General features: G+C 60.6%; 17 protein-coding genes and 1 tRNA gene. 10 read left to right on the top strand and 8 right to left on the bottom strand.

Annotation, left to right across the window (positions count from 1 at the left end):
• Positions 1 to 76 precede the first annotated feature (76 nt).
• Together GKA01_RS01670 and GKA01_RS01675 are read right to left on the bottom strand one after the other, a co-directional pair.
• On the bottom strand, positions 77 to 337 hold the full coding sequence (locus tag GKA01_RS01670) for a Hint domain-containing protein (RefSeq protein ID WP_146858541.1): 261 nt from the start codon (positions 335 to 337) through the stop codon (positions 77 to 79).
• 189 nt (positions 338 to 526) lie between these two features.
• Entirely contained in the window at positions 527 to 2,434 is a 1,908-nt protein-coding gene (locus GKA01_RS01675) for an ABC-F family ATP-binding cassette domain-containing protein (protein ID WP_146858543.1), read from the bottom strand.
• A gap of 147 nt (positions 2,435 to 2,581) precedes the next feature.
• On the opposite strand from GKA01_RS01675, the gene ndk reads away from it, so the two are divergent.
• Entirely contained in the window at positions 2,582 to 3,004 is a 423-nt protein-coding gene (gene ndk, locus GKA01_RS01680) for a nucleoside-diphosphate kinase (protein WP_141350072.1), read from the top strand.
• Positions 3,005 to 3,061: 57 nt separating this feature from the next.
• Here ndk and GKA01_RS01685 read toward each other — a convergent pair whose 3' ends face one another.
• From GKA01_RS01685 to purM, 3 genes are all read right to left on the bottom strand, one after another.
• Positions 3,062 to 4,309, bottom strand: a complete 1,248-nt coding sequence (locus GKA01_RS01685) for a hypothetical protein (RefSeq protein ID WP_146858545.1) — start codon at positions 4,307 to 4,309, stop codon at positions 3,062 to 3,064.
• A gap of 105 nt (positions 4,310 to 4,414) precedes the next feature.
• Positions 4,415 to 5,047 (bottom strand): phosphoribosylglycinamide formyltransferase, encoded by a 633-nt coding sequence (gene purN / locus GKA01_RS01690; protein ID WP_146858547.1) that lies wholly within the window; start codon positions 5,045 to 5,047, stop codon positions 4,415 to 4,417.
• Complete coding sequence (gene purM / locus GKA01_RS01695) at positions 5,044 to 6,129, bottom strand: phosphoribosylformylglycinamidine cyclo-ligase (protein ID WP_146858549.1); 1,086 nt, start codon at positions 6,127 to 6,129, stop codon at positions 5,044 to 5,046. Before purM ends, purN begins: the two co-directional genes overlap by 4 nt.
• A 102-nt stretch (positions 6,130 to 6,231) precedes the next feature.
• On the opposite strand from purM, the gene GKA01_RS01700 reads away from it, so the two are divergent.
• The 6 genes from GKA01_RS01700 to GKA01_RS01725 all read left to right on the top strand — a co-directional run bounded on the left by GKA01_RS01700 (position 6,232) and on the right by GKA01_RS01725 (position 13,509).
• Positions 6,232 to 6,942: a DnaA/Hda family protein gene (locus GKA01_RS01700; protein WP_146858551.1), complete on the top strand. Its 711-nt coding sequence runs from the start codon at positions 6,232 to 6,234 to the stop codon at positions 6,940 to 6,942.
• A gap of 231 nt (positions 6,943 to 7,173) precedes the next feature.
• Complete coding sequence (locus GKA01_RS01705) at positions 7,174 to 9,333, top strand: RNA degradosome polyphosphate kinase (RefSeq protein ID WP_244289151.1); 2,160 nt, start codon at positions 7,174 to 7,176, stop codon at positions 9,331 to 9,333.
• Positions 9,334 to 9,338: 5 nt separating this feature from the next.
• Positions 9,339 to 10,817 (top strand): Ppx/GppA family phosphatase, encoded by a 1,479-nt coding sequence (locus GKA01_RS01710; RefSeq protein WP_146858555.1) that lies wholly within the window; start codon positions 9,339 to 9,341, stop codon positions 10,815 to 10,817.
• Positions 10,814 to 11,578, top strand: coding sequence for a CDP-diacylglycerol diphosphatase (locus GKA01_RS01715; RefSeq protein ID WP_146858557.1), 765 nt, complete (start codon positions 10,814 to 10,816; stop codon positions 11,576 to 11,578). The genes GKA01_RS01710 and GKA01_RS01715 overlap by 4 nt, the downstream gene beginning before the upstream one ends.
• A gap of 81 nt (positions 11,579 to 11,659) precedes the next feature.
• Entirely contained in the window at positions 11,660 to 12,826 is a 1,167-nt protein-coding gene (locus tag GKA01_RS01720; protein ID WP_194265767.1) for an MFS transporter, read from the top strand.
• Positions 12,823 to 13,509, top strand: a complete 687-nt coding sequence (locus GKA01_RS01725; RefSeq protein WP_146858560.1) for an HAD family acid phosphatase — start codon at positions 12,823 to 12,825, stop codon at positions 13,507 to 13,509. Before GKA01_RS01720 ends, GKA01_RS01725 begins: the two co-directional genes overlap by 4 nt.
• Positions 13,510 to 13,958: 449 nt before the next feature.
• Here GKA01_RS01725 and GKA01_RS01730 read toward each other — a convergent pair whose 3' ends face one another.
• Positions 13,959 to 16,649, bottom strand: coding sequence for a DUF4175 domain-containing protein (locus GKA01_RS01730; protein ID WP_146858561.1), 2,691 nt, complete (start codon positions 16,647 to 16,649; stop codon positions 13,959 to 13,961).
• A complete protein-coding gene (gene lysA / locus GKA01_RS01735; RefSeq protein WP_146858563.1) occupies positions 16,642 to 18,009 on the bottom strand; it encodes a diaminopimelate decarboxylase in 1,368 nt (455 codons plus the stop codon). Before lysA ends, GKA01_RS01730 begins: the two co-directional genes overlap by 8 nt.
• 68 nt (positions 18,010 to 18,077) lie before the next feature.
• Between lysA and GKA01_RS01740 the strand changes: the two genes are divergently transcribed.
• The 3 genes from GKA01_RS01740 to GKA01_RS01750 all read left to right on the top strand — a co-directional run bounded on the left by GKA01_RS01740 (position 18,078) and on the right by GKA01_RS01750 (position 19,752).
• On the top strand, positions 18,078 to 18,467 hold the full coding sequence (locus GKA01_RS01740; RefSeq protein ID WP_146858646.1) for a cytidine deaminase: 390 nt from the start codon (positions 18,078 to 18,080) through the stop codon (positions 18,465 to 18,467).
• On the top strand, positions 18,464 to 19,171 hold the full coding sequence (locus GKA01_RS01745; protein ID WP_146858565.1) for a trypsin-like serine peptidase: 708 nt from the start codon (positions 18,464 to 18,466) through the stop codon (positions 19,169 to 19,171). Before GKA01_RS01740 ends, GKA01_RS01745 begins: the two co-directional genes overlap by 4 nt.
• 221 nt (positions 19,172 to 19,392) lie before the next feature.
• Entirely contained in the window at positions 19,393 to 19,752 is a 360-nt protein-coding gene (locus GKA01_RS01750; RefSeq protein ID WP_228119700.1) for a response regulator, read from the top strand.
• A 20-nt stretch (positions 19,753 to 19,772) separates the two neighbouring features.
• Here the strand turns inward: GKA01_RS01750 and GKA01_RS01755 are convergent.
• A tRNA-Arg gene (locus tag GKA01_RS01755) sits at positions 19,773 to 19,849 on the bottom strand.
• Positions 19,850 to 19,886: the final 37 nt, after the last annotated feature.

Raw genomic sequence — 19,886 nt, forward strand, 5'->3', positions numbered from 1 at the left:
GACGCTGCGACGGTTGCCCGTGCGATGAATGCGTCGTTGATCAGCCGGCGCAGACACGGCTGTGGGTACGACCGATTTAAGTCAAGGTGCGCTTCTCTCCTTTGGGGCTGATGACGCGGTCGCCGATCTCAAAGGTCTCAACCAGACTCTCGCCATCCCGCGTTGCAATCAGGGCGCCCGTCAGGAAGCAGGCTTCCTGGAGATGAACAGGCGTGCTGCTGTCGTGCGACAGGACAACGGTCTGACCGGCATAGCCGTTGTAGTTGCAGCGAGCTTGAAGATGACCTTGGTGTTCCGGGGGCTGCCCCAGCTCGAAACGACTGGGGTTCGCCGTCACCAACGCTGATACCGTCGGCCTCGCCGTTCTGGATATACTGGGTGCTGACCTTGCCGACCGTCGCGTTGCTTGCGATGTCACCGAACAAGATTTGATCGTCACCGTTGAGCGCCGGGAAGCAGTACGTTTCACGATTGTTAGTAAAAAAAATTATTTTGAGAGTCTGTGCCCGCCAATAATCCGGAAAATTCAGCTCATCGAATCTTCCAGCTCTGCCTGCGCTTCAAGCCATGTCTCCTCGACGGTTTCGAGAGTGGCGTTCAGCGCGGAAAGATGAACATTCAATGAGGTCAGTTCGCCAGCATCGCCTGACTGGTAAAGCGCCGGATCCGCTAGCTTGTCCTCTATTTTTTTCTTTTCGCTGGTGAGTTGCGCCATTTTCGCTTCGGCATCCCGGATTTTACGACGCAGGGGAGCGAGGGCCCGGGTCTGTTCCTTGCGGTCGATGCGTTTCTGGGCCGAGGAGGAGCCGCTTTCTGTCGACGCCGTGGCCGCCCTGCTTCGCTCGGCGATTTCGGAGCGGGCCTTGCGGGCGCGTTCGAGGAGCCAGGCACGGTATTCGGCCATGTCGCCCTCGAAGGGAGCGATCGTGCCGTCTTCGACGAGCCAGAAGCGGTCAGCCACCGATTCCACGAGATGGCTGTCATGGCTGATGAGGATCACAGCGCCTTCAAAGGCCGACAGCGCGCGGATCAGGGCGTCACGGGCGTCGAGATCGAGATGGTTGGTTGGCTCATCGAGGATCAGCAGGTGTGGGGCTTCGCGAGTGGAGAGAGCGAGGAGCAGGCGAGCCTTTTCGCCGCCTGAGAGCTCTCCGACTTTTGTTTCCGCACGGTTTTCATCGAGGCCGAACCGGGCGAGTTGGGCCCGGACGGCTGCGGGGAGCGCGTCCGGCATGGCGCGGCTCATGTGGTCGATAGGTGTGTCGGTCAGGACGAGTTCGTCACTCTGGTGCTGGGCGAAATAGCCTATCTTCAGCTTGGGGGAATGCGTGTAGGTGCCCGACATCGGCTCCAGTCGACCGGCCAGAAGCTTCGCGAAGGTGGATTTTCCACGTCCGTTCTGACCGAGCAGGGCGATCCGGTCTTCCATGTCCAGACGCTGGTTCAGGCCCTTGAGGACGACACGCCCGTCATAGCCGAGGCTGACATTGTTCAGGCTCAGCATTGGCGGGGGTAGCGGCTGCGGCTCGGGGAAAGAGAAGCGGGTAGGGGTGTCTTCCACGACGCTGTCGATCTGGGGAAGGCGTTCGAGGGCCTTCAGGCGGGCCTGGGCCTGCTTGGCTTTTGTGGCTTTGGCGCGAAAACGGTCCACGAAAGACTGCATGTGCGCGCGCTGGGCAGCGATGCGCTCCGCAGCGCGGTTCTGCTGAAGCGCCTGTTCCGTGCGAATACGGACGAAATTGTCGTAGCCACCGGGGGTAACGCTGATTTTCTGGTGATCGAGGTGGGCGATGGCATCGACGGTGTTGTCGAGCAGGGAGCGGTCATGGCTGACGATGATCGCAGCACCGGAAAACTTCGCGAGCCAGGATTCCAGCCAGAGCGTGGCCTCGATATCGAGATGGTTGGTCGGCTCGTCGAGCAGCAAAAGATCGGGGTTCAGGAACAGAGCTGTTGCAAGCGACACGCGCATCCGCCAGCCGCCGGAGAAGTCCGAAACGGCGCGGTTCTGTGCCTCCTGATCGAAGCCGAGGCCGGACAGGATGGCGCCGGCACGGGCGGGGGCAGTGTAGGCGTCGATGGCGATGAGGCGTTCGTGGACGTCGGCGATGCGGGCCGGGTCGGTCGCGGTTTCGGCTTCCGCAAGCAGGCGCGTGCGCTCTAGGTCGCCTTCGAGGACCGTATCAAGGATGGAGGTGCTGCCCGAGGGGGTTTCCTGTTTGACGCGGCCCATTGTAGCGCGAGCGGCGAGGGTGATGGTGCCACCATCGGGGGCGAAATCACCGGCGATCGCGGCCAGGAGGGTGGATTTTCCAGCACCGTTCTTGCCGATCAGACCGATCTTGCGTCCCGGGTCCACGCTGAGGGACGCATTGTCCAGCAGGGTACGGCCCGCGATGCGGAGGGTCAGGTCGGTGATGGTGAGCAGGCTCACAGGCGCCTCGATCAGTCGGAAGAAAAGAAACAGGGGACGTTAAAATACTGCGACAGACCTATCAGGAACGATGAATTTGCTCTAGTGGAACGGCGGTATTTACCCGCTGGTCCCGGAAAGGGGCCGGTCCTAACCAGGAGAAGAAAGATGGCTCTCGAGCGCACGCTTTCCATCATCAAGCCCGACGCAACCAAGCGTAACCTGACCGGCAAGATCAATGCCGTGTTCGAAGGCGCTGGCCTGCGTATCGTTGCCCAGAAGCGCATCCACCTGACCGAGAAGCAGGCTGGCGCTTTCTATGCGGTTCACAAGGAGCGTCCGTTCTACGGCAGCCTCGTGTCCTCCATGATCGCCGAGCCGGTTGTCGTGCAGGTTCTTCAGGGTGAAGGCGCTGTCGCCAAGAACCGCGAAGTCATGGGTGCAACCAACCCGGCCGACGCTGCTGAAGGCACCGTTCGCAAGCTGTTCGCCGAGAGCATCGAAGCCAACTCCGTGCATGGTTCGGACAGCCTCGAGAACGCGAAGAACGAGATTTCCTTCTTCTTCGCCGAGACTGAAATTCTGCCGTAATCTGCGGAAGTTCGTGTGTTGAAAAGGCTCCTGGGACGGATGTTCCGGGAGCTTTTTTTATCGGATGAGGGTGACGGAAGAATTGGGCCGTACAGGCACTGTCACTGAGGTTCCCGGAGGAGCGTTGTCGAACGCCCGGGCCGCGGCGCCGAAACCACGATCGGTTTCGACATAGATCCTGCGATCGTGTGGAACGCCGAATAACAGTACGGCAAGAAGGCCCACTGTTGCGAAAACACGCAGAAGTCCTCGCCCCGAAAAGGTGACGGCCGTAAGTGCCGCCATCCAGAACAGGGTCGGCATGAAGAAATAGCGCATGCCCGTATCGGGGATGAACATGACGTCCCACTGCGGGATTGTCGTACTGACCACAGGATGGCTCAGTGCCGCCGCCAGAACCAGAATGATGAACAAAAGAGCATAACGCATCGCTGGCCAGCGTCTTGCAGCCTCAAGGCAGACGAGACCGGCGATGAGGTCAACCACGCAAGGGAAAAGTGGATTTAGCCAGATCCTGTTTGCATAGAGTGCATTAAGATGATGATGCCCTATGAGCGGAACCAGAAAAAGCTGTGCTGCAAGAAGTCGGATCAGTGTGAAAGGTCGGGCCCCCAGAGGGGTATCCAGCCTTGTGCTGCCGCTGGTCTCAATGAGCGGAATGGCCTGTATGGCCACTCCAAGCGTCAGAATGGCAAGCCGGATCAGCGGAGCCGGTCTGCGGTCTGTGGCGGCCCGGAAAGCCGCGACGGGGAACAGAAGCAGGCAGAAAGGCCCACTGAGGGCTGATATCGCCAGAAAACAGTAGTCAAAAATTCTGCCCGCTGTTGTTTCGGGTGGCTCCGAGACAATGATCAGGAATGCCAGCACCGCGAGATGCCACTGGCTGTTAGTCAGATTGACGAAGACTTCAGTCGTATTCGGGGCCAGGCAGAACAGGCATCCGAGAAGAAACCGCACTGCCCGACTGGGGCACAGGCTAGCGCCACGGTCTGAAAACAGAAAGGCTGCGGGTAGCAACTGGAAGATGAAAGCGAAACCCGCATAGATCGTCGGATTCCAGGCGAGCGGGAAAGGTGCGCCCACAAGCGCTATGAGGCGACTGATCGTCTGGAAATAGCCGGTATGGGGAAGAAAAAGGGAAGACAGACCCAGATGGTAAGCTTCCGGATACCAGTTCCAGCCATCTTCGCCCCAGAACTGAGCGTGAAGCAGGATGTTGGGCGCCCGGAAAAAGAGCAGTCCTGCGAAAACAAGCAGTCCAAGCCAGAAACGGAGGGTCGGGCGTGAAGAGATGAGGAAGCCCACCGGGTCATGTCCCTTGTTACTAACCGCTCCGGAACGGTTGGAGAAAGCAGGCCCGGATCGGGGTGTCGGAAAAAGACGCCCGCGAAGGATCTGGCCAGGTGGCTGTTACTTCGCGAACACGTCGCAGATCATTTCCAGAACTTCCGGATAGAGAAGATGCTCCTGTTCCAGAACACGGGCTGCGAGAGTGTCCGGCGTGTCGGTTTCGAGGACGGGAACGCTCGCCTGTCCGAGAATAGGGCCTTCGTCCACCCCCGATGTGACGAGATGGACGGTGCAGCCGTGCTCTTTTGCCCCGGCCTTGATGGCGGCTTCATGGGTGTGCAGGCCGGGGAAGGCGGGTAGGAGGCTCGGGTGGATGTTGAGCATCCTGTCTTCCCAGGCCTTGACCAGCCAGGGTGTCAGGACGCGCATATAGCCTGCAAGGACGACGAGCATGGCGCCGGACGCCTGAAGGGCGGCGTCGATTTCGCGTTCGTGGGCTTCGCGATCCTTGCCGAAAGGCTTGTGGTCGATGATGAGGGTCTTAAGGCCAGCGGCTTCAGCGACCTCGAGGCCCGGAGCGTCCGGCCGGTTGCTGAGCACCAGCACGATTTCAGCGGGGTAGTCCGGACGGGCGCAGGCCTCGATCAGGGCGCGCATGTTGCTGCCACGGCCGCTGATGAGGATCGCGATGGGGACTTTTTCGGTCTTTTTGGCAGGAGCTTTTGCTCTGCTTTTGGAATGCGGCTTCTTCATGCGAAGGAGACCGGTACTGTCAGGGTGTAGGCGTCGCCGGAGCGGACGATTTGGCCCATGAGGAAGCCGGTTTCACCGCGCGCATCCAGTTCCGCCATGACTTTTTCAGGCTCGGAGGTGACGAGCACCATGCCGATGCCGCAGTTGAAGACGCGGAGCATTTCATCAGCGGCTACGTTGCCGGTTTCGGCCAGCCAGCGGAATACAGGCGGAACGATCCATGCGGAGCCATCGACGCGTACACCGAGGCCTTCGGGCAGGACGCGGGGCAGGTTGCCGGGCAGGCCGCCGCCTGTGATGTGCGCGCAGCCGTTCAGTAGGCCCTTTGCATGCAGCTCCAGGACCGTGCGGACATAGAGTTTCGTGGGCGTCAGGAGGGCTTCGGCCAGCGTGTGACCTTCGGCGAAGGGGGCCGGGTCGTTCCAGCCGAGGCCGGAGCGGCGCACGACTTCGCGGACGAGTGAGAAACCGTTGGAATGAACGCCGGAGGAGGGTAGGCCGATCAGCGTGTCGCCTTCGGCAATATTGGCGGGGAGAAGGTTGTTCCGCTCGGCAGCGCCCACACTGAAACCTGCGAGGTCATAATGGCCGGGGGCGTACATGCCGGGCATTTCGGCCGTTTCACCGCCGACGAGGGCACAACCGGATTCGGCGCAGCCCTTGGCGATGCCCTTTACGACTGTGGCGGCGGCCTCGACGGAGAGTTTTCCGGTTGCGAGATAGTCCAGAAAGAACAGTGGCGTCGCGCCCTGCACCACGAGATCGTTGACGCACATGGCGACGAGATCGATTCCGACCTCATCGTGTTTTCCGGCTTCGATGGCGACCATCAGCTTCGTGCCGACGCCGTCGGTGCAGCTGACGAGGACGGGATCGGTGAAGCCAGCGGCCTTGAGATCGAACAGGGCGCCGAAACCGCCGAGGCCACCCATGGTTCCGGGACGGTTCGTAGCCTTGGCTGCGGGCTTGATCGCATCGACCAGCGCATCTCCTGCGGCGATGTCCACGCCGGCCTGTGCGTAGCTTGCGCCGCCGGTCGTGCTGTGGCTCTTGCCCGGGAAGGTGTCAGGCTGATCGGTCATGGTCGAAGGTTCCCGCTGGTTGACGTGACGCCGTTCTAGAGCATCCTGCGCGCTGGCGGAACGCCTGTTTGAGGGCGTAACGGCAGGAAAAAGGGGCGTGGGATGACAAAACGGGATACGGCCGGCGCTACGGGGGGGCACGGGGCCACGCAGATGGCGTTTCCGCTGCGACGTATGACGGCCATGACGTCCGAGCGCTTCATCAACGGGTCGTCCAATGCGGCAGCACGAGCCTGGCTGTCCCGTTCCCGTTGGCCGGACGGCCGTCTGTGGCTCTGGGGACCGCCAGGAACGGGGAAGACCCACCTGCTGACGGCCTGGGCGCATGACCATGATGCCACTGTACTGGATGCCCGCCTTTTCTCCACGTCCTCCGCGGGGGGGCGCATCCGGGTGCAGGGCAATCTGGCGATCGACAATGCCGATTCGCCGGGGGACGAAGCCACAATGCTCCATCTTCTGAATGATGCTCTGGCGCAGGGAGACCGTGTGCTGATGGTCGGGCAGTTTCCGCCGTCGCGCAGTCATTTCATGCTTCCCGATCTGGCAAGCCGCCTCCGTGCAACCGCGACGACCGCAACCGGTGAGCCGGAGGACGATCTGCGAGCCACGCTGCTGCTGTCCCTGCTCGCAGACCGCCAGCTCGTCGTGTCACAATCAGTCACGGAATGGTTGTGGCGTCATTTGCCGCGTACCGGAAGCGCTCTGGTGTCCGCGGTCGAGCGTCTCGACGAGGCAGCGCTGACCCGGAAACAGCCGATCACACGTGCTCTTGCGCTGGAAATGCTTCCGGATCTGCTCCGCCCGGAGTGAGAGGTGTCCGGGCAGTGACACAAAAACTCTGTTTGACATGCCCAGACTGGGGGATGACCTTTCGGCAGACCCGTACTTCCGTGTGTTCCCGAAGGCCTGATCGTGACTGAAGATTCCCGCCCCGCCCCGCGTCGCCGTTCCTCCCGCAAGCCGCGCAATGTCGTGACCCCGGCTGGCAGCACTGTCGGCCGTCGGCGTCAGACAGCCGCCCGGGCCGAGGATTACGCGCATATGCCGACTTCGCCCGAACGCTTCCTCAACCGCGAACTATCATGGCTGGACTTTAATCAGCGCGTCATCGACGAAGCTGAAAACACTCGTAACCCGCTGCTGGAACGGGTGCGCTTTCTGTCGATCAGTTCCAGTAATCTCGACGAATTCTATTCCGTGCGTGTTGCCGGCCTGGTGGGGCAGGTCCGTGAGGGCATGGTGGTCCGCAGTCCCGATGGCCTGACACCCGTCCAACAGCTCGCGCAGGTTCGGCAGAAGGCGCGCTATCTGCTTGAGGAGCAGCAGCGCGTCTGGCACATCCTTGAAGATGAGCTGAAAGATGCCGGGATCGTCATTCTGCCGACCGACTCGTTGGACGAGACCGATCTGGCGCAGCTTTCCACCCTTTTTGATGAAAGGGTATTTCCGGTCCTGACGCCCATGGCTGTCGATCCGTCCCATCCGCTGCCGTTCATTCCCAATATGGGTCTGGCGCTTGTAATGCGGCTGAAGGATCCGGCCTCGTCCATCCATGTCATGGATGGATTGATCCTGCTGCCGGCGCAGGTTCCACGTTTCCTGCGCCTTCCGGCCCGCGTGACGGAGGGGCAGAGTACACCTGACCAGATCCGGTTCATATTGCTGGAAGACCTCATCACGCTGTTTGCGGACCGGCTGTTTCCCGGTCTGGCGATTGGAGATGCGGGCGTGCTCCGCATCATTCGCGATACGGACGTGGAATTCGAGGATGAGGCCGAAGATCTGGTCCGGTCCTACGAGACCGCGCTCAAGCAGCGCCGTCGGGGCGTGTGCATTCATCTGGCGCTCGATCACAAGCTGCCGGAAGCGCTGGGCCGCGAGATGGGTGAAGAACTCGGTGTTGGCGAGGAAGACGTCGTCGTCCTGCCGTCTTTCGTGGGTGTAACCGATCTCAAGCAGTTGATTGTCGATGATCGCCCGGATCTCGTGTTTCCGCCTTACACGCCGCGCTTTCCGGAACGGGTTCTGGATTATGACGGCAACTGTTTTGCGGCCATTCGCGCCAAAGACATGCTGGTCCACCATCCGTTCGAGAGCTTCGACGTCGTGGTACAGTTCCTGCGTCAGGCAGCGCTTGATCCCAACGTGCTGGCGATCAAGCAGACCCTCTACCGTACTTCACGTGACAGTCCGATCGTCCATGCACTGATCGAGGCGGCTGAGGCCGGGAAGTCGGTCACGGCGATGGTCGAGCTTCGGGCGCGGTTTGACGAGGAAGCTAATATTCGTCTCGCTCGTGCTCTCGAAGCGGCGGGCGTTCAGGTCGTGTTCGGTTTTGCGCATCTCAAGACCCATGCCAAGCTGAGCCTTGTGGTTCGTCGCGAGAACGGGTCGCTCCGGTCCTATGCGCATTTCGGAACGGGGAATTACCATCCCATCACGGCCCGGATCTATACGGATCTGTCGTTCTTTACCTGTGATCCGAAGCTGGCATCGGATTCGGCACGCCTGTTCAATTACATGACAGGCTATGCCACTCCGGCGAAAATGGACGCGCTTGCGTTCTCCCCGATCACGATCCGCTCGACGCTTGAGCAATTGATTCAAGACGAGATCGACCATGCGAAAGCCGGTCGTCCGGGTCGGATCTGGCTGAAAATGAACAGCCTTGTGGACGCCGAACTGATCGACAGGCTCTATGCCGCATCACAGGCGGGTGTGAAAATTGTGGGAATCATCCGGGGAATCTGCTGTCTGAGGCCCGGCGTGCCGGGTCTGTCCGAAAATATTGAAATCAAGTCGATTGTCGGGCGTTTTCTGGAACATGCGCGGGTTTTTGCTTTTGGAAACGGCCACAGAATGCCGTCTCACAAGGCAAAAGTTTTCATTTCTTCCGCAGACTGGATGGTGCGGAACATGGACTGGAGGGTAGAAGCCATGGTGCCCATCACGAACCCGACGGTCCATGCGCAGATTCTTGGCCAGATCATGACGATGAACATCAAGGACAACCTTCAGAGCTGGACGCTCACGAGGGACGGCTACTGGCATCGGGTTTCGCCAGGCGCACATCCGTTCTCCGCCCACGAATACTTCATGAACAATCCATCCCTGTCCGGCCGGGGCTCTGCCGCACGGGAAAAGGTCCTTCCGGAGGCTCATCGCCCCCGTGAACGGCCCGACAGGATTCTGGAAGACTGACCTTCATGTCCTCATCCTCACAGCGTTCCGCCATCGTCGATCTCGGTTCAAATTCGGTTCGGCTGGTTGTTTTCGAAGGGGTGACGCGTAATCCCTTGCCGATCTTCAACGAGAAGGTCACGCTCAAGCTGGGGCGAGGTCTGGATGCAACAGGCCGTCTCAATGATGAAGGCGTGGCGCTTGCGATGGATGTGCTGGGGCGGTTTCATACTGTCGCCCGTGCCATGGGCGCCGAGCCGTTCGAGGTTCTCGCAACTGCTGCGGTCCGCGATGCCACTAACGGTCCGGATTTCGTGGATGCGATCCGCGCCCGGATGCCTGGCGTACCGATCCGGGTTCTGGAAGGGACTGAGGAAGCCGACTATGCCGCCCGCGGCGTTCTGTGCGGTCTGCCGGAGGCGAACGGATTGGTGGCGGATATTGGTGGCGGTTCGCTGGAACTGATTCATGTTGCGGATGGGCAGTATTTTGAGGCAGTGACGACCAAGCTTGGCGTTATCCGGCTGCATGATCGTGCCAAAGGCAGTATCGAGCGCGCGGGCGAAATTGCGAATGAAATGCTGACAGAAGTGAACTGGCTGCCGGGCATGACCGGCCGTCCTCTTTATCTGGTCGGTGGCGCGTTCCGGGCTCTTGCCCGCCTCCAGATCGCCCGGACACAGTATCCGCTGAATCTTGTCCATCTCTTTACCCTTTCCGAAGGGGCCGCCCGTGAAATGGCGGACTGGGTCATCAGCGCGCCGAAGCGCACGCTTGAGAAGCTGCCGGGTGCGCCGCGCAAGCGGCTGGCGGATGCGCCTTTCGCCGCAGTTGTGCTGCGTTGCCTGATGGAGCGTGTCCGTCCCTCAAAGGTCGTGTTCAGCGTCGATGGGCTTCGCGAGGGGTGGTACATGCGGCATGTGGCGCCGTCCGTCGCCGGTCTTGATCCAATGACGGATCTCGCGTCGGAAATGGCGAACCGACTGGCGCGCAGTGCATCCCTGGCCGAACCTCTGGTGACATGGACGGCTCCACTCTTTCGCGACGAGACCCGGACCCAGAAGCGACTGCGTGAACTGACGTGCATGCTGTCGGATATCGGGTCTTACGATCATCCCGAATACCGGGCCGAACAGACATATCGCCGTGTGATGCATGGTCATGGCGTTGGCTTTGATCATACCGCGCGTGCCTTCGTCGGGCTTACGCTGGCGGTACGGTATGAAGTGGCGATGGATTCTCCCTTGATCGAACCTTCCCGTCAGCTTCTGTCCCGTTCGGAAATTGACCGGGCCGTACAGTTGGGTCTCGCGCTGAGACTGGCCTATACACTCTGCGCGGGAACGAAAGTCCTGCTCGATGAGTGCAGACTGCTTGTAGAAGACGGGACGCTTGTGCTGGTTCTGGGCGCACGCAGCGTCCGAGCCGCAGGCAGCGCGGTCCGTCGCCGGTTTGAAAGACTTGCAGCCGCGATGCAGCTTCAATGTCAGGTTAGGGAAGAATGAGTTTGAGGAATTACGGGACGGCGGTCAGATTTGGTCTTTTGGCGGCAGCAGCCGCTTTCGGGCTTTCGGGATGTGGTAGATCCCATGACCGTAATGCGCTTTGGAAGATCGTGAACGGGCGCTGTGCCACGGATGCACAGCACAGGCCATGCGCGGTTTATGACGGAACAGACGGCTACGCCCTTCTCAAGGATTTCCATGGACGCGGCCAGTATCTCGTGGTTCCGACGCAGAAGATTCCCGGCGTCGAAGATCCCGCTCTGCTGAAACCCGAGACGCCCAATTATTTTGCCGAAGCCTGGGGCGAGCGGGCGCATGTTGCACAGTCCTACGGGTTTGCGATTCCTGACTCCCATCTGTCGATGGCCATCAATTCACGGCCGGGGCGTACACAGGATCAGCTCCACATCCATCTGGACTGCCTGACGGCCTATGCCCGCGCCGAGCTCGACAAGAACATGATTACGGAGGAGTGGTCTCCGGTCTCGCTTTACGGTCATCCGTATCGGGCAAAGATCGTGCCGTCTCTTGATCCGTCGCCGTTCCGGGTGATCGCGGCTGACGACATGTCCATTCACACGCTCGTGGTCACTCCTGCCCGTCACGGGGGGTTTATCCTGCTCGACGACATGGCGCATGTGCTCGATCATGGTTCGGGTGAGGAGCTTCAGGATCATGCCTGCCATCTGGATGACCCTCACCATAAGGGGATGATCATGGATGGCGTGGACATGGGCGAGCATCCGAACGGTATGATGTAAAAACAACTTTTGATTGTTCCTTCACTCCGGCTGTGACAGGTTCGATCAATTTCGAACAATCTGCATTCCCGGAGATCGGTCTTGAAACTGGCAGCTAAATCGCCACCAAACTGGCCCTTGCTGTCGCTTGCCGTAGGCGCGTTCGCCATTGGCACGACAGAATTTACGCCGATGGGCCTTCTGCCTGTCATCGCGCATGGCCTTCAGGTCAGTGTGCCCAAGGCAGGCGGTCTGGTGACGGCCTATGCCATGGGCGTGATGATCGGAGCGCCCATCATTACGCTGCTTATGGCCCGTTTTCGCCGCAAGTTGGCCCTGATCCTGCTTATGGCCCTATATGTGGCAGGAAACCTGCTCTCTGCGGTCTCTGCGACCTACGACCTCCTTTTTGCGGCGAGAGTGCTGACCAGCCTGGCTCATGGAGCGTTCTTCGGTCTTGGCGCCGTGGAGGCTTCCCTCTCGGTTGCGCCATCGCGCAGGGCCAGCGCGGTTGCGTCGATGTTCATGGGACTGACGATCGCCAACATCATCGGTGTTCCGGCGATGACATGGCTCGGGCTGAATTTCGGGTGGCATAGTGCTTTTGGCGTGACGGCGATCCTCGGGGTAGTCACCATGGTGGCAGTCCAGATGGCACTTCCCGCCCGTGAGATCGGCCCGCTGCCGGAAGTTGGGCGTGAATTGCGGGTTCTGGTGAAAGGGAATGTTCTGCTCGCCCTTCTGACGACCGCGATCGGGGCAGGGGCGATGTTCGTGCTCTACACCTATATCGCTCCGATCCTTGAACATATTACCCATGCGAGCCCCACCGTTATTACGATCGCTCTGATGCTGACAGGGGTTGGTTTTTCGATTGGAAATGCGATTGGTGGCCGGAGCGCCGACCGCTCCCTTGATGGAAGCCTGCTGGCGTTTTTCCCCGTTCTGGGGGGCGTGATGCTTGTTTTCCCCTGGATGGCGCAGAGCGTGCCGGGCGCGCTGTTCGCTTCGCTTCTCTGGGGCGCGTCCACGTTCGCCCTGATGCCTGCCCTTCAGATGAGGGTCATGCAGGCCGCTCATGATGCGCCGGCTCTGGCGTCTTCCATGAATATCGGAGCGTTCAATCTGGGGAACGCGATTGGCGCCGCGCTAGGCGGGATCGCGCTTTCGGCAGGGTTGGGTTACAGCGGTGTATCGGTTATCGGAACGGTTCTGGCCCTGGTTGGGGTCGGTCTCGTTCTTCTGTCACGAAAGGTGGCTCCTCCATGATCCGTTCCCTCCTGCTTGCCACCAGCCTGATCGTTAGTGGTGCGCTGCTTCCCATGGAGGCATCTGCCGCGCAGCCCGCGAATGTGGGGGACGCCATCATTGCCGCAAGCGCGTATCATGACAGCGGCGACTACCAGCGCGATTTCGACAGTGTGGTCGCACAGGCGCGTCTCTGGATCGACGAAGCGGCTCCGAAAACGCGGCGCCCGGCGATCGTCCTCGACATTGACGAGACGACCCTCTCGAACTGGGATGAAATCCGCGCTGATGACTTCGGCTATATTGCGGCCGGCCCCTGTGATGCTCTGCCGAAGGGGCCATGTGGTGCTATTGAGTGGGAAAAAAGTGGTCGAGCCCCAGCTTTCGCCTCCATGCGGGCTCTGATTGAAAACGCGCAGGCCCATCATGTGGCGGTCTTTTTTGTGACCGGCCGTCATGAAGATGAGCGTGAAGCCACCGAGCGAAATCTGCATCTGGCGGGCATTCGTAGTTGGGACGGGCTGTATCTGCGCCCGATGACGTCGCATGGCTATGCGGCGCTGTACAAGGCGCCCACCCGCGAGCGTATCGAGCGCAAAGGATATACGATCATTGCAAGCCTTGGAGACCAGCCTTCCGACCTGAGCGGCGGCTTTGCGAAAAAGACTTTCCTGTTGCCCAATCCGTTTTACCGTATTCCGTAACATGATGTAATTTCGGGCATGGAAGCCGGTTATGCGTCTGCATTTTGTTGTCGCGTGCCTGCTTGCCGGGATTCCGAGTGGGGCGATTCCGTTCTATGCGCCGACAATGTTGTTCTGCGTTTTGCAGAACTGCTGCACTTTGAAAGACTTACGTCCTGTCGCCAGCCTGACTATCCGCCAGCGAGTAGGTTGGAGACTGGGGCGTTTGGTTTTTCGCTCTTCATGGCCGTGCAGATCCGTTATTTGATTCCGCGATTTAATGGAAAGACCTGTGCTCATAACTGGACGCCCCTGATGCACGGCGTGCTTCCCGGTGCCTCGGAGGTGGAAATGGCCGCTATAGGCGGTCAGTCTTCACGCGCTCCGGCGGCCTATGAACGCATTGAGCCAAGAGGGCATTAAAAAAGCCCGGCGTCTTTATGAGGCCGGGCTTTTCTGTTTGTGGTTCTTCAGAACGATTTGAGGAGCCGTTCCAGATAATCGAGTTCGCTCTGAGGCCGAGTACGGTCCGAAGCGCGGCGGCGGAGTTCGCGCTCGATGTCCCGGGCGCGGTCCCGGGCGCTTTTGTCGGGGATATGGGCGTCGGAATCCTTGCCCTTGTCTCCTTCGCCCATTTTGCGGCCCAGCGGATCCTGATCCTTCTGGTCGTCATCGTCCCCATCTTCATCACCGGCCTGTGGCTGGTCGCCGTCATCCCCCTGCTGACCTTTAGCGCCATGCTGGGGCTTGCCGGAGCCTCCCGCGCCACCGGAAGGAATGAAGCTCAGGCTGCCTCCGCCCTGTCCTTTGCCGCCACTACCCGACTTCTGGTTCTGCCGCATCTGCTTTCCGGCTTCAGAGAGATCGGCCAGCACCTTTTGTTCGGCGGTCTGCGCGTCAGCATCCTTGCGGTCCGCGAGTGCTTCGCGGGCGGTCTGCATGTCGGTTTTTGCCTTGTCGAAGGCGGTCGCGGGCTTACCGGTCAGGTCCTTGACGCGGCGGCTTAGAATATCGTTGACCCGTTGCAGGGCGCGTTGCAGGGCATGATCCGCACGGCGTTCTTCGGATTGTGCGGCGACGGTCGCTGGGTCTACGGGGGCGGGGGGCTTCGTCTGGGTGGACTGGTCCATGCCGGGCGGGGGCTGCATGCCGAGCTGGCGCAGCAGATCTGCCGTGGACATCTGGCTGACATCCTGATGACCGCCATCATCGGGTGGTGCTGCCGCTTTGCGGGCGGCGGAGAGGCGTGCCTGTGTATGATCGAGCAGGGTCGTTTCGCGATGGACCAGATCATGAAGGGCCGCCCGCTGTGCACGGGCTTCGGCCTGCGCCTTCATCTGTTCGGCAAGCGCCTTGAGATCTTCGGGCCGGGCCTGACGTATCCGCTCGGCCATATCCTCCATCTGCTGGAGACGCCGGAGAGCCTCGTCTCCATGACCCTGATTGGCCTCGGACTGGAGACGCCGCATTTCATCGGAGAACGGGTCTGCGGAGCTGGTTCCTGACTGCGGCATCACGATACCGCTCTGGGCCGCCCGCTGGAAAAGAAGCTGCATCCGCCGGTTCAGCGCCTCTTTGAGTGCCTGTGTGCGGCGCTGGAGTTCTTCCTGTTCGGAAAGGGAATGGCCGCGGTCTCCGAGATCGCGCATATGATCGAGCTGCTGTTGCACGGCCTGCTGTGCTGCGCGGACCTCGGCTGCGGCATCCGCAATGTCCGGGCCGTCGCGTCGCAGATCGTCCAGGTAGAGTGCCAGAGCCCAGAGTTCGCCCGGAACGCGGTCTGCCGAGCCCTCGGGCGCATCTTTGCGCAGAGACGCAATCTCCAGCCCAAGGGTCGCGAGGATGGCGCGCTCGTCAGTGGTTTGTGTCAGGAGTGACAGTTCACCCGATGCCTGTGACGCGCGTTCCTGGCCAAGCATCAGGCGACGGCGTAGCCCGACCAGCGCGCGGGCGAGTGGGTCGGTAAACTTCCGTTCGGCGATTTTGAACCGGACCGGGTCGCTTCGGCTCTCGCGGCCAGAAACGCTCGTGGCATGCAGACGCCCCTCGACCTCCATTCCCGCGAACGGATCAGAGGAGAGATCGGGTGTCGCGACGCCTTTTGCGTTCTTGGGATGCCCGTCGAGCGGGATGGGAACGTGCAGCACACGTCCCCGCGCGAGGCCGGGCAGCCTGATTTCAGCTTCAAGGGACGCGATGCCGTAAGTCTGGTGAACGTCCCAGGGCAGGCCGGTACGCCAGTCGTTTTTCTGGGGGCCGGGTTTGCCGTCCCATCGCACGGTCGGAGGCAGATCCGGTTCTACCCTGACCTGCCATGATCCCAGAGTCCGGCCACGGACCGTAATGCTGATCGTGCCGGACTGCTGGAGCGTGCCGTGTTCGTTCCAGCTATGGGCGTCGAGATGATTCTGCTGGACGGACGCGATGCCGTGCAGACGGGGTTTCCCGCGGGCATCGGTGATCGTGGCGTTCAGGATCGATCCCTGTGGGACGTCCAGTACGGGACGCGAAGTCGCTGACAGGAAGATCGGAGCTCCGGGCGCATAGGGCGGTCGGTCGATCCAGGCCTGAAGGGCAGGAAGCGGAACGCTGTCGTCGTCAACGCCCGGCAGCAGGCCAGCCCGGAGACGTGACGGTGTCTGTGTTCCGCCGAGTATGGCTGCGACAAGAACAGCCAGTGGAACCGCCGTGAGAGCAATGCGCTCGTTCAGGCTCGTCCGCGGACAGGGAAACCCGACCCGCAGTGTGCCAAGGGACGCTGTGACCCGTTCGACATGGTGGGCCCAGATGGCGGACTGCTCGCCATTGCCGGCAAAGGCAGGTCGATCGGTCAGGCTCAGCAGGGGCTGATAGGTGAGGTGCGAATCGTGTTCGATCCGACGATCCGCCAAGGCCGTGCTGACAGGAGGAATGCGGCGCAGACCCGTGAAGATCAGCCATAGAGCCGAGCCAAAAATAGCGAGTTCCAGAACTGCATGCAGCCAGTCCGGCAGGGACTGGGGAATGCGGGCGAGGCAGGCCAGTCCGTAGAAAGCGACGAGCAGCAGCGGCCAGCGCAGGGGCTCCCATGCGCGTTCCCACCACAGCACACGCTGTGCCCGTCGACGTAGGGTTCTGAGGTGTAAGGCTCCGGATCGGAGGGCTGTGTCGGTCTCAGCCATTGTTATTCCTGGACGCGGTCAGCCAGTCCGGAACGGTTTCAGAGGCGATCAGTTCCGCAACGCTCTGACGCTGGCGGATAATGTCCCATTTTCCATTATCCACCAGAACCTGCGCGGCAAAGGGGCGGGAATTGTAGGTGGAACTCATCACCGAACCATAAGCCCCGGTATCCAGCAGCACGGTCAGATCGCCCCGTTTGATGGTTGCCGGCAGAGCCCGGTCCCGGGCAAAAATATCGCTGCTTTCGCAGACGGGGCCGACAATGTCCCAGAGTTTGGTCGGGGCATGGAGGGCTGTCGGCGCGACAGGGAGAATTCCGTGCCACGATTCGTAGAGGGAAGGGCGGGCGAGATCGTTCATCGCCGCGTCAATGACCACGAAGTTGGGCCCGCTCTCGGGAGACCCGGCCTTGGTTTCGATCACCCGGCTGAGAAGAATGCCTGTGGGCGCGGAAAGCCAGCGCCCCGGCTCGATGCTGAGTCGGACATTGAGATCCCCCAGTGTTTCGGCAATGACGCCTGCAAGCATGTCGGGAGAGGGTGCGATCTCGTCACGGTACCGGATGCCGAGTCCGCCGCCACAGTCTACGGCCTCGACGGTATGACCGGCGGCGCGGATTTCGCGCACCATGTCGGCCAGTCGGGCATAGCCTTTACGAAAAGGCTCGGCGGTGAGCATCTGGCTGCCGAGATGAACGGCCAGTCCGACGAGGCGGACATTTTTCAGGCTGGCGGCCTCACCATACAGCGTGACGGCGCGGCGGTATTCGATACCGAACTTGTCGCCGGCGCGACCAGTGGAAATTTTGTCATGGGTGTCGGCGTCCACGTCCGGATTGACGCGCAGGGCCGCACGGGCAACGCGACCACAGGCGCGGGCGATTTCATCAAGGCGGTAGAGTTCTTCGACACTTTCGACATTGATCTGCGCGATATCGTGCTCGATGGCTGCGCGCAGTTCCGCATCCGATTTTCCAACGCCTGAGAAGACGATGCCGGAAGGAGAGATACCCGCATGAAGGGCACGCTGCATCTCGCCGCCGCTGACGATATCCACGCCATACCCGCATTGCCGCAGGAGCGTCAGCGTTGCCTGATGGTCCTGCGATTTCATGGCGAAATGCATACTGACCGGTAGGTCCCGGGCTTCGAACGCCATTTTCAGCGCCCGGGCGCGCCGTCTCAGCGTTTTCGCGCCTGTGATCCAGCAGGGTGTCCCCACCGCTGCCGCAATGACGTGCAGCGGTACGCCCTCGAACAGAAGGCCGTCCCGCACATCCATTGTTAGGGTGGGGCGGGTTTCCAGCAGGTCGGAAAACGAAGGATCGGTCGCGGGGTCGGAAGGAAGCGGTGCACTCATGATGTTGCTACCGTATCGCTCTCTTAAGCATGTTCCAAGCTGAACCCGCAGCGGATAATGTTATGAACATGATACAGGAACTGATCCAAGAGGCCCTTGAGGCCCGTTCGCGTGCCTATGCACCCTATTCGCGCTTTCAGGTGGGGGCGGCCCTGCGTTGTGACGGCGTTGTTCATTCCGGTTGTAATGTCGAGAACGCGGCTTATCCGCTTGGGACCTGCGCCGAAGCCGGAGCGATTGCGGCGATGATACGTGCGGGTGGCCGTCGGATCGAGGAAATCGTGGTCGTGGGGGGCGATGCTCCCTGTACGCCCTGCGGAGGCTGTCGGCAGAAATTGAGGGAATTTGGTCTGCCGGAACTGCGGGTTCACATGATCTCGCCAAAAGGCGACCTTCTGCTGACGCGGACTCTCGCAGAACTCCTGCCCGATGCGTTTGGCCCGGATCATCTTGAATGAAACGGGCCGCCGGGCTGCTGATCATCTGTCTGCTGGGGGGAGAGAGTGTCGGTGAGATTTGCGCCGCCCCCGCCATGGCGCTGCCCGGACTCGGCTCTGATAGTCATCGACTGGTCGTGGATGTCAACGCGGCTCCCTGGCTGATTCTTGGACGCGTGCAGACGTCTCTTGGCGGACGGTGCACAGGATTCGCCGTTGCGCCGAGCGTCATGGTCACGGCCGCGCATTGTCTGTGGCTGCCGGCTACCCGACACTATATCGCGCCGCAGGACGCCCATGTTCTGATGGGATATGCGATGGGGCGTTATCGGGTGCATGCCCAGGTGACACATTTTGTCATTGCTCCGGGATATGACCCTGAAAACGAGGGTGGGACGGCGCCGGAAGACCGGGCCACACTTGTCCTCGATCGTGCGGTTGTGAAACCGCAGGATCTTCTGCCTTACGCGGATGCACGGATGGGAGCGGCGGCGATGCTGGTGGGCTATCCGCAGGATCGGGCGGAGGTGCCGTATGGCGATACAGCCTGTCAGATCAATGGTTTGGCAGTTAATCGGCTGATTCATCATGATTGCGCCGCCACCCACGGTGACAGCGGTAGTCCGCTTCTCGTACGTCAGCCAGACGGTGTTTGGGGGATTGCAGGTATTGATGTGCTCGCGACAGCGGAACGTGGAGGGTTTGCTGCGCCTCTCCCTCACTGAAAAATGGCCAATCTGGAGCGGTTGATATGCGGGAACTACACGTCAGAAAAAATTCATAGATGCAAACATCCGGCCTGTTGTGACGTTGCAGACAGCAGCACACTGAACTGGTGTCAGAGGCTTTTAAAATTCCGGAGGTTATTGTCATGCACGTCATGTCGATGAAGGAAGCTGCATCTAACGTGGCTCCCAAAGGCGGAACGTGCGCGATTTCTGGAAGAATGAACCGAAAGCCCGTTCTTGTTGTCGAGGATCAGGCTCTTCTTCGCTTTCTGGCCGCCGATATGCTTGAGGAAGCCGGATATGAAGCGTTCCTTGCCGGGGATGCGAGCGAAGCGCTGGCTCTTCTGGAGCGGCATCCGGATATCGGGACGATTTTTTCGGATGTGAACATGCCCGGAGATCTGGATGGTGTGGATCTTGCCCGGATCATTCATGAAAAAAGACCTGAAGTCGGACTGGTGTTGACTTCGGGGACGCGGCTTCAGGATCTCGGGAATCTGCCGGGCGGCGTGATATTTCTGGCCAAGCCCTATGAATGGGACGAGGTTTATCGCTGCCTGGAGCGTATCCAGAATTGATATTTAAGGGAAAGGCAATGTGGTGCACCCGAAAGGACTTGAACCTCTAACCCCCAGATTCGTAGTCTGGTGCTCTATCCAGTTGAGCTACGGGTGCGGACACATTGTATAAGTCTTTACTCAAGAAAGACTGG

This window comes from Gluconobacter kanchanaburiensis NBRC 103587 (assembly GCF_007988905.1).
Lineage (GTDB): Bacteria > Pseudomonadota > Alphaproteobacteria > Acetobacterales > Acetobacteraceae > Gluconobacter > Gluconobacter kanchanaburiensis.

What these genes read in the sequence shown, in the direction of transcription:
- ndk (WP_141350072.1), top strand. Translation starts at nt 2,582, where the DNA reads ATGGCTCTCGAGCGCACGCTTTCCATCATCAAGCCCGACGCAACCAAG.
- purN (WP_146858547.1), bottom strand. Translation starts at nt 5,047, where the DNA reads ATGAAGAAGCCGCATTCCAAAAGCAGAGCAAAAGCTCCTGCCAAAAAG.
- purM (WP_146858549.1), bottom strand. Translation starts at nt 6,129, where the DNA reads ATGACCGATCAGCCTGACACCTTCCCGGGCAAGAGCCACAGCACGACC.
- GKA01_RS01700 (WP_146858551.1), top strand. Translation starts at nt 6,232, where the DNA reads ATGACAAAACGGGATACGGCCGGCGCTACGGGGGGGCACGGGGCCACG.
- GKA01_RS01705 (WP_244289151.1), top strand. Translation starts at nt 7,174, where the DNA reads ATGCCGACTTCGCCCGAACGCTTCCTCAACCGCGAACTATCATGGCTG.
- GKA01_RS01710 (WP_146858555.1), top strand. Translation starts at nt 9,339, where the DNA reads ATGTCCTCATCCTCACAGCGTTCCGCCATCGTCGATCTCGGTTCAAAT.
- GKA01_RS01715 (WP_146858557.1), top strand. Translation starts at nt 10,814, where the DNA reads ATGAGTTTGAGGAATTACGGGACGGCGGTCAGATTTGGTCTTTTGGCG.
- GKA01_RS01725 (WP_146858560.1), top strand. Translation starts at nt 12,823, where the DNA reads ATGATCCGTTCCCTCCTGCTTGCCACCAGCCTGATCGTTAGTGGTGCG.
- GKA01_RS01730 (WP_146858561.1), bottom strand. Translation starts at nt 16,649, where the DNA reads ATGGCTGAGACCGACACAGCCCTCCGATCCGGAGCCTTACACCTCAGA.
- lysA (WP_146858563.1), bottom strand. Translation starts at nt 18,009, where the DNA reads ATGAGTGCACCGCTTCCTTCCGACCCCGCGACCGATCCTTCGTTTTCC.
- GKA01_RS01740 (WP_146858646.1), top strand. Translation starts at nt 18,078, where the DNA reads ATGATACAGGAACTGATCCAAGAGGCCCTTGAGGCCCGTTCGCGTGCC.
- GKA01_RS01745 (WP_146858565.1), top strand. Translation starts at nt 18,464, where the DNA reads ATGAAACGGGCCGCCGGGCTGCTGATCATCTGTCTGCTGGGGGGAGAG.
- GKA01_RS01750 (WP_228119700.1), top strand. Translation starts at nt 19,393, where the DNA reads ATGAACCGAAAGCCCGTTCTTGTTGTCGAGGATCAGGCTCTTCTTCGC.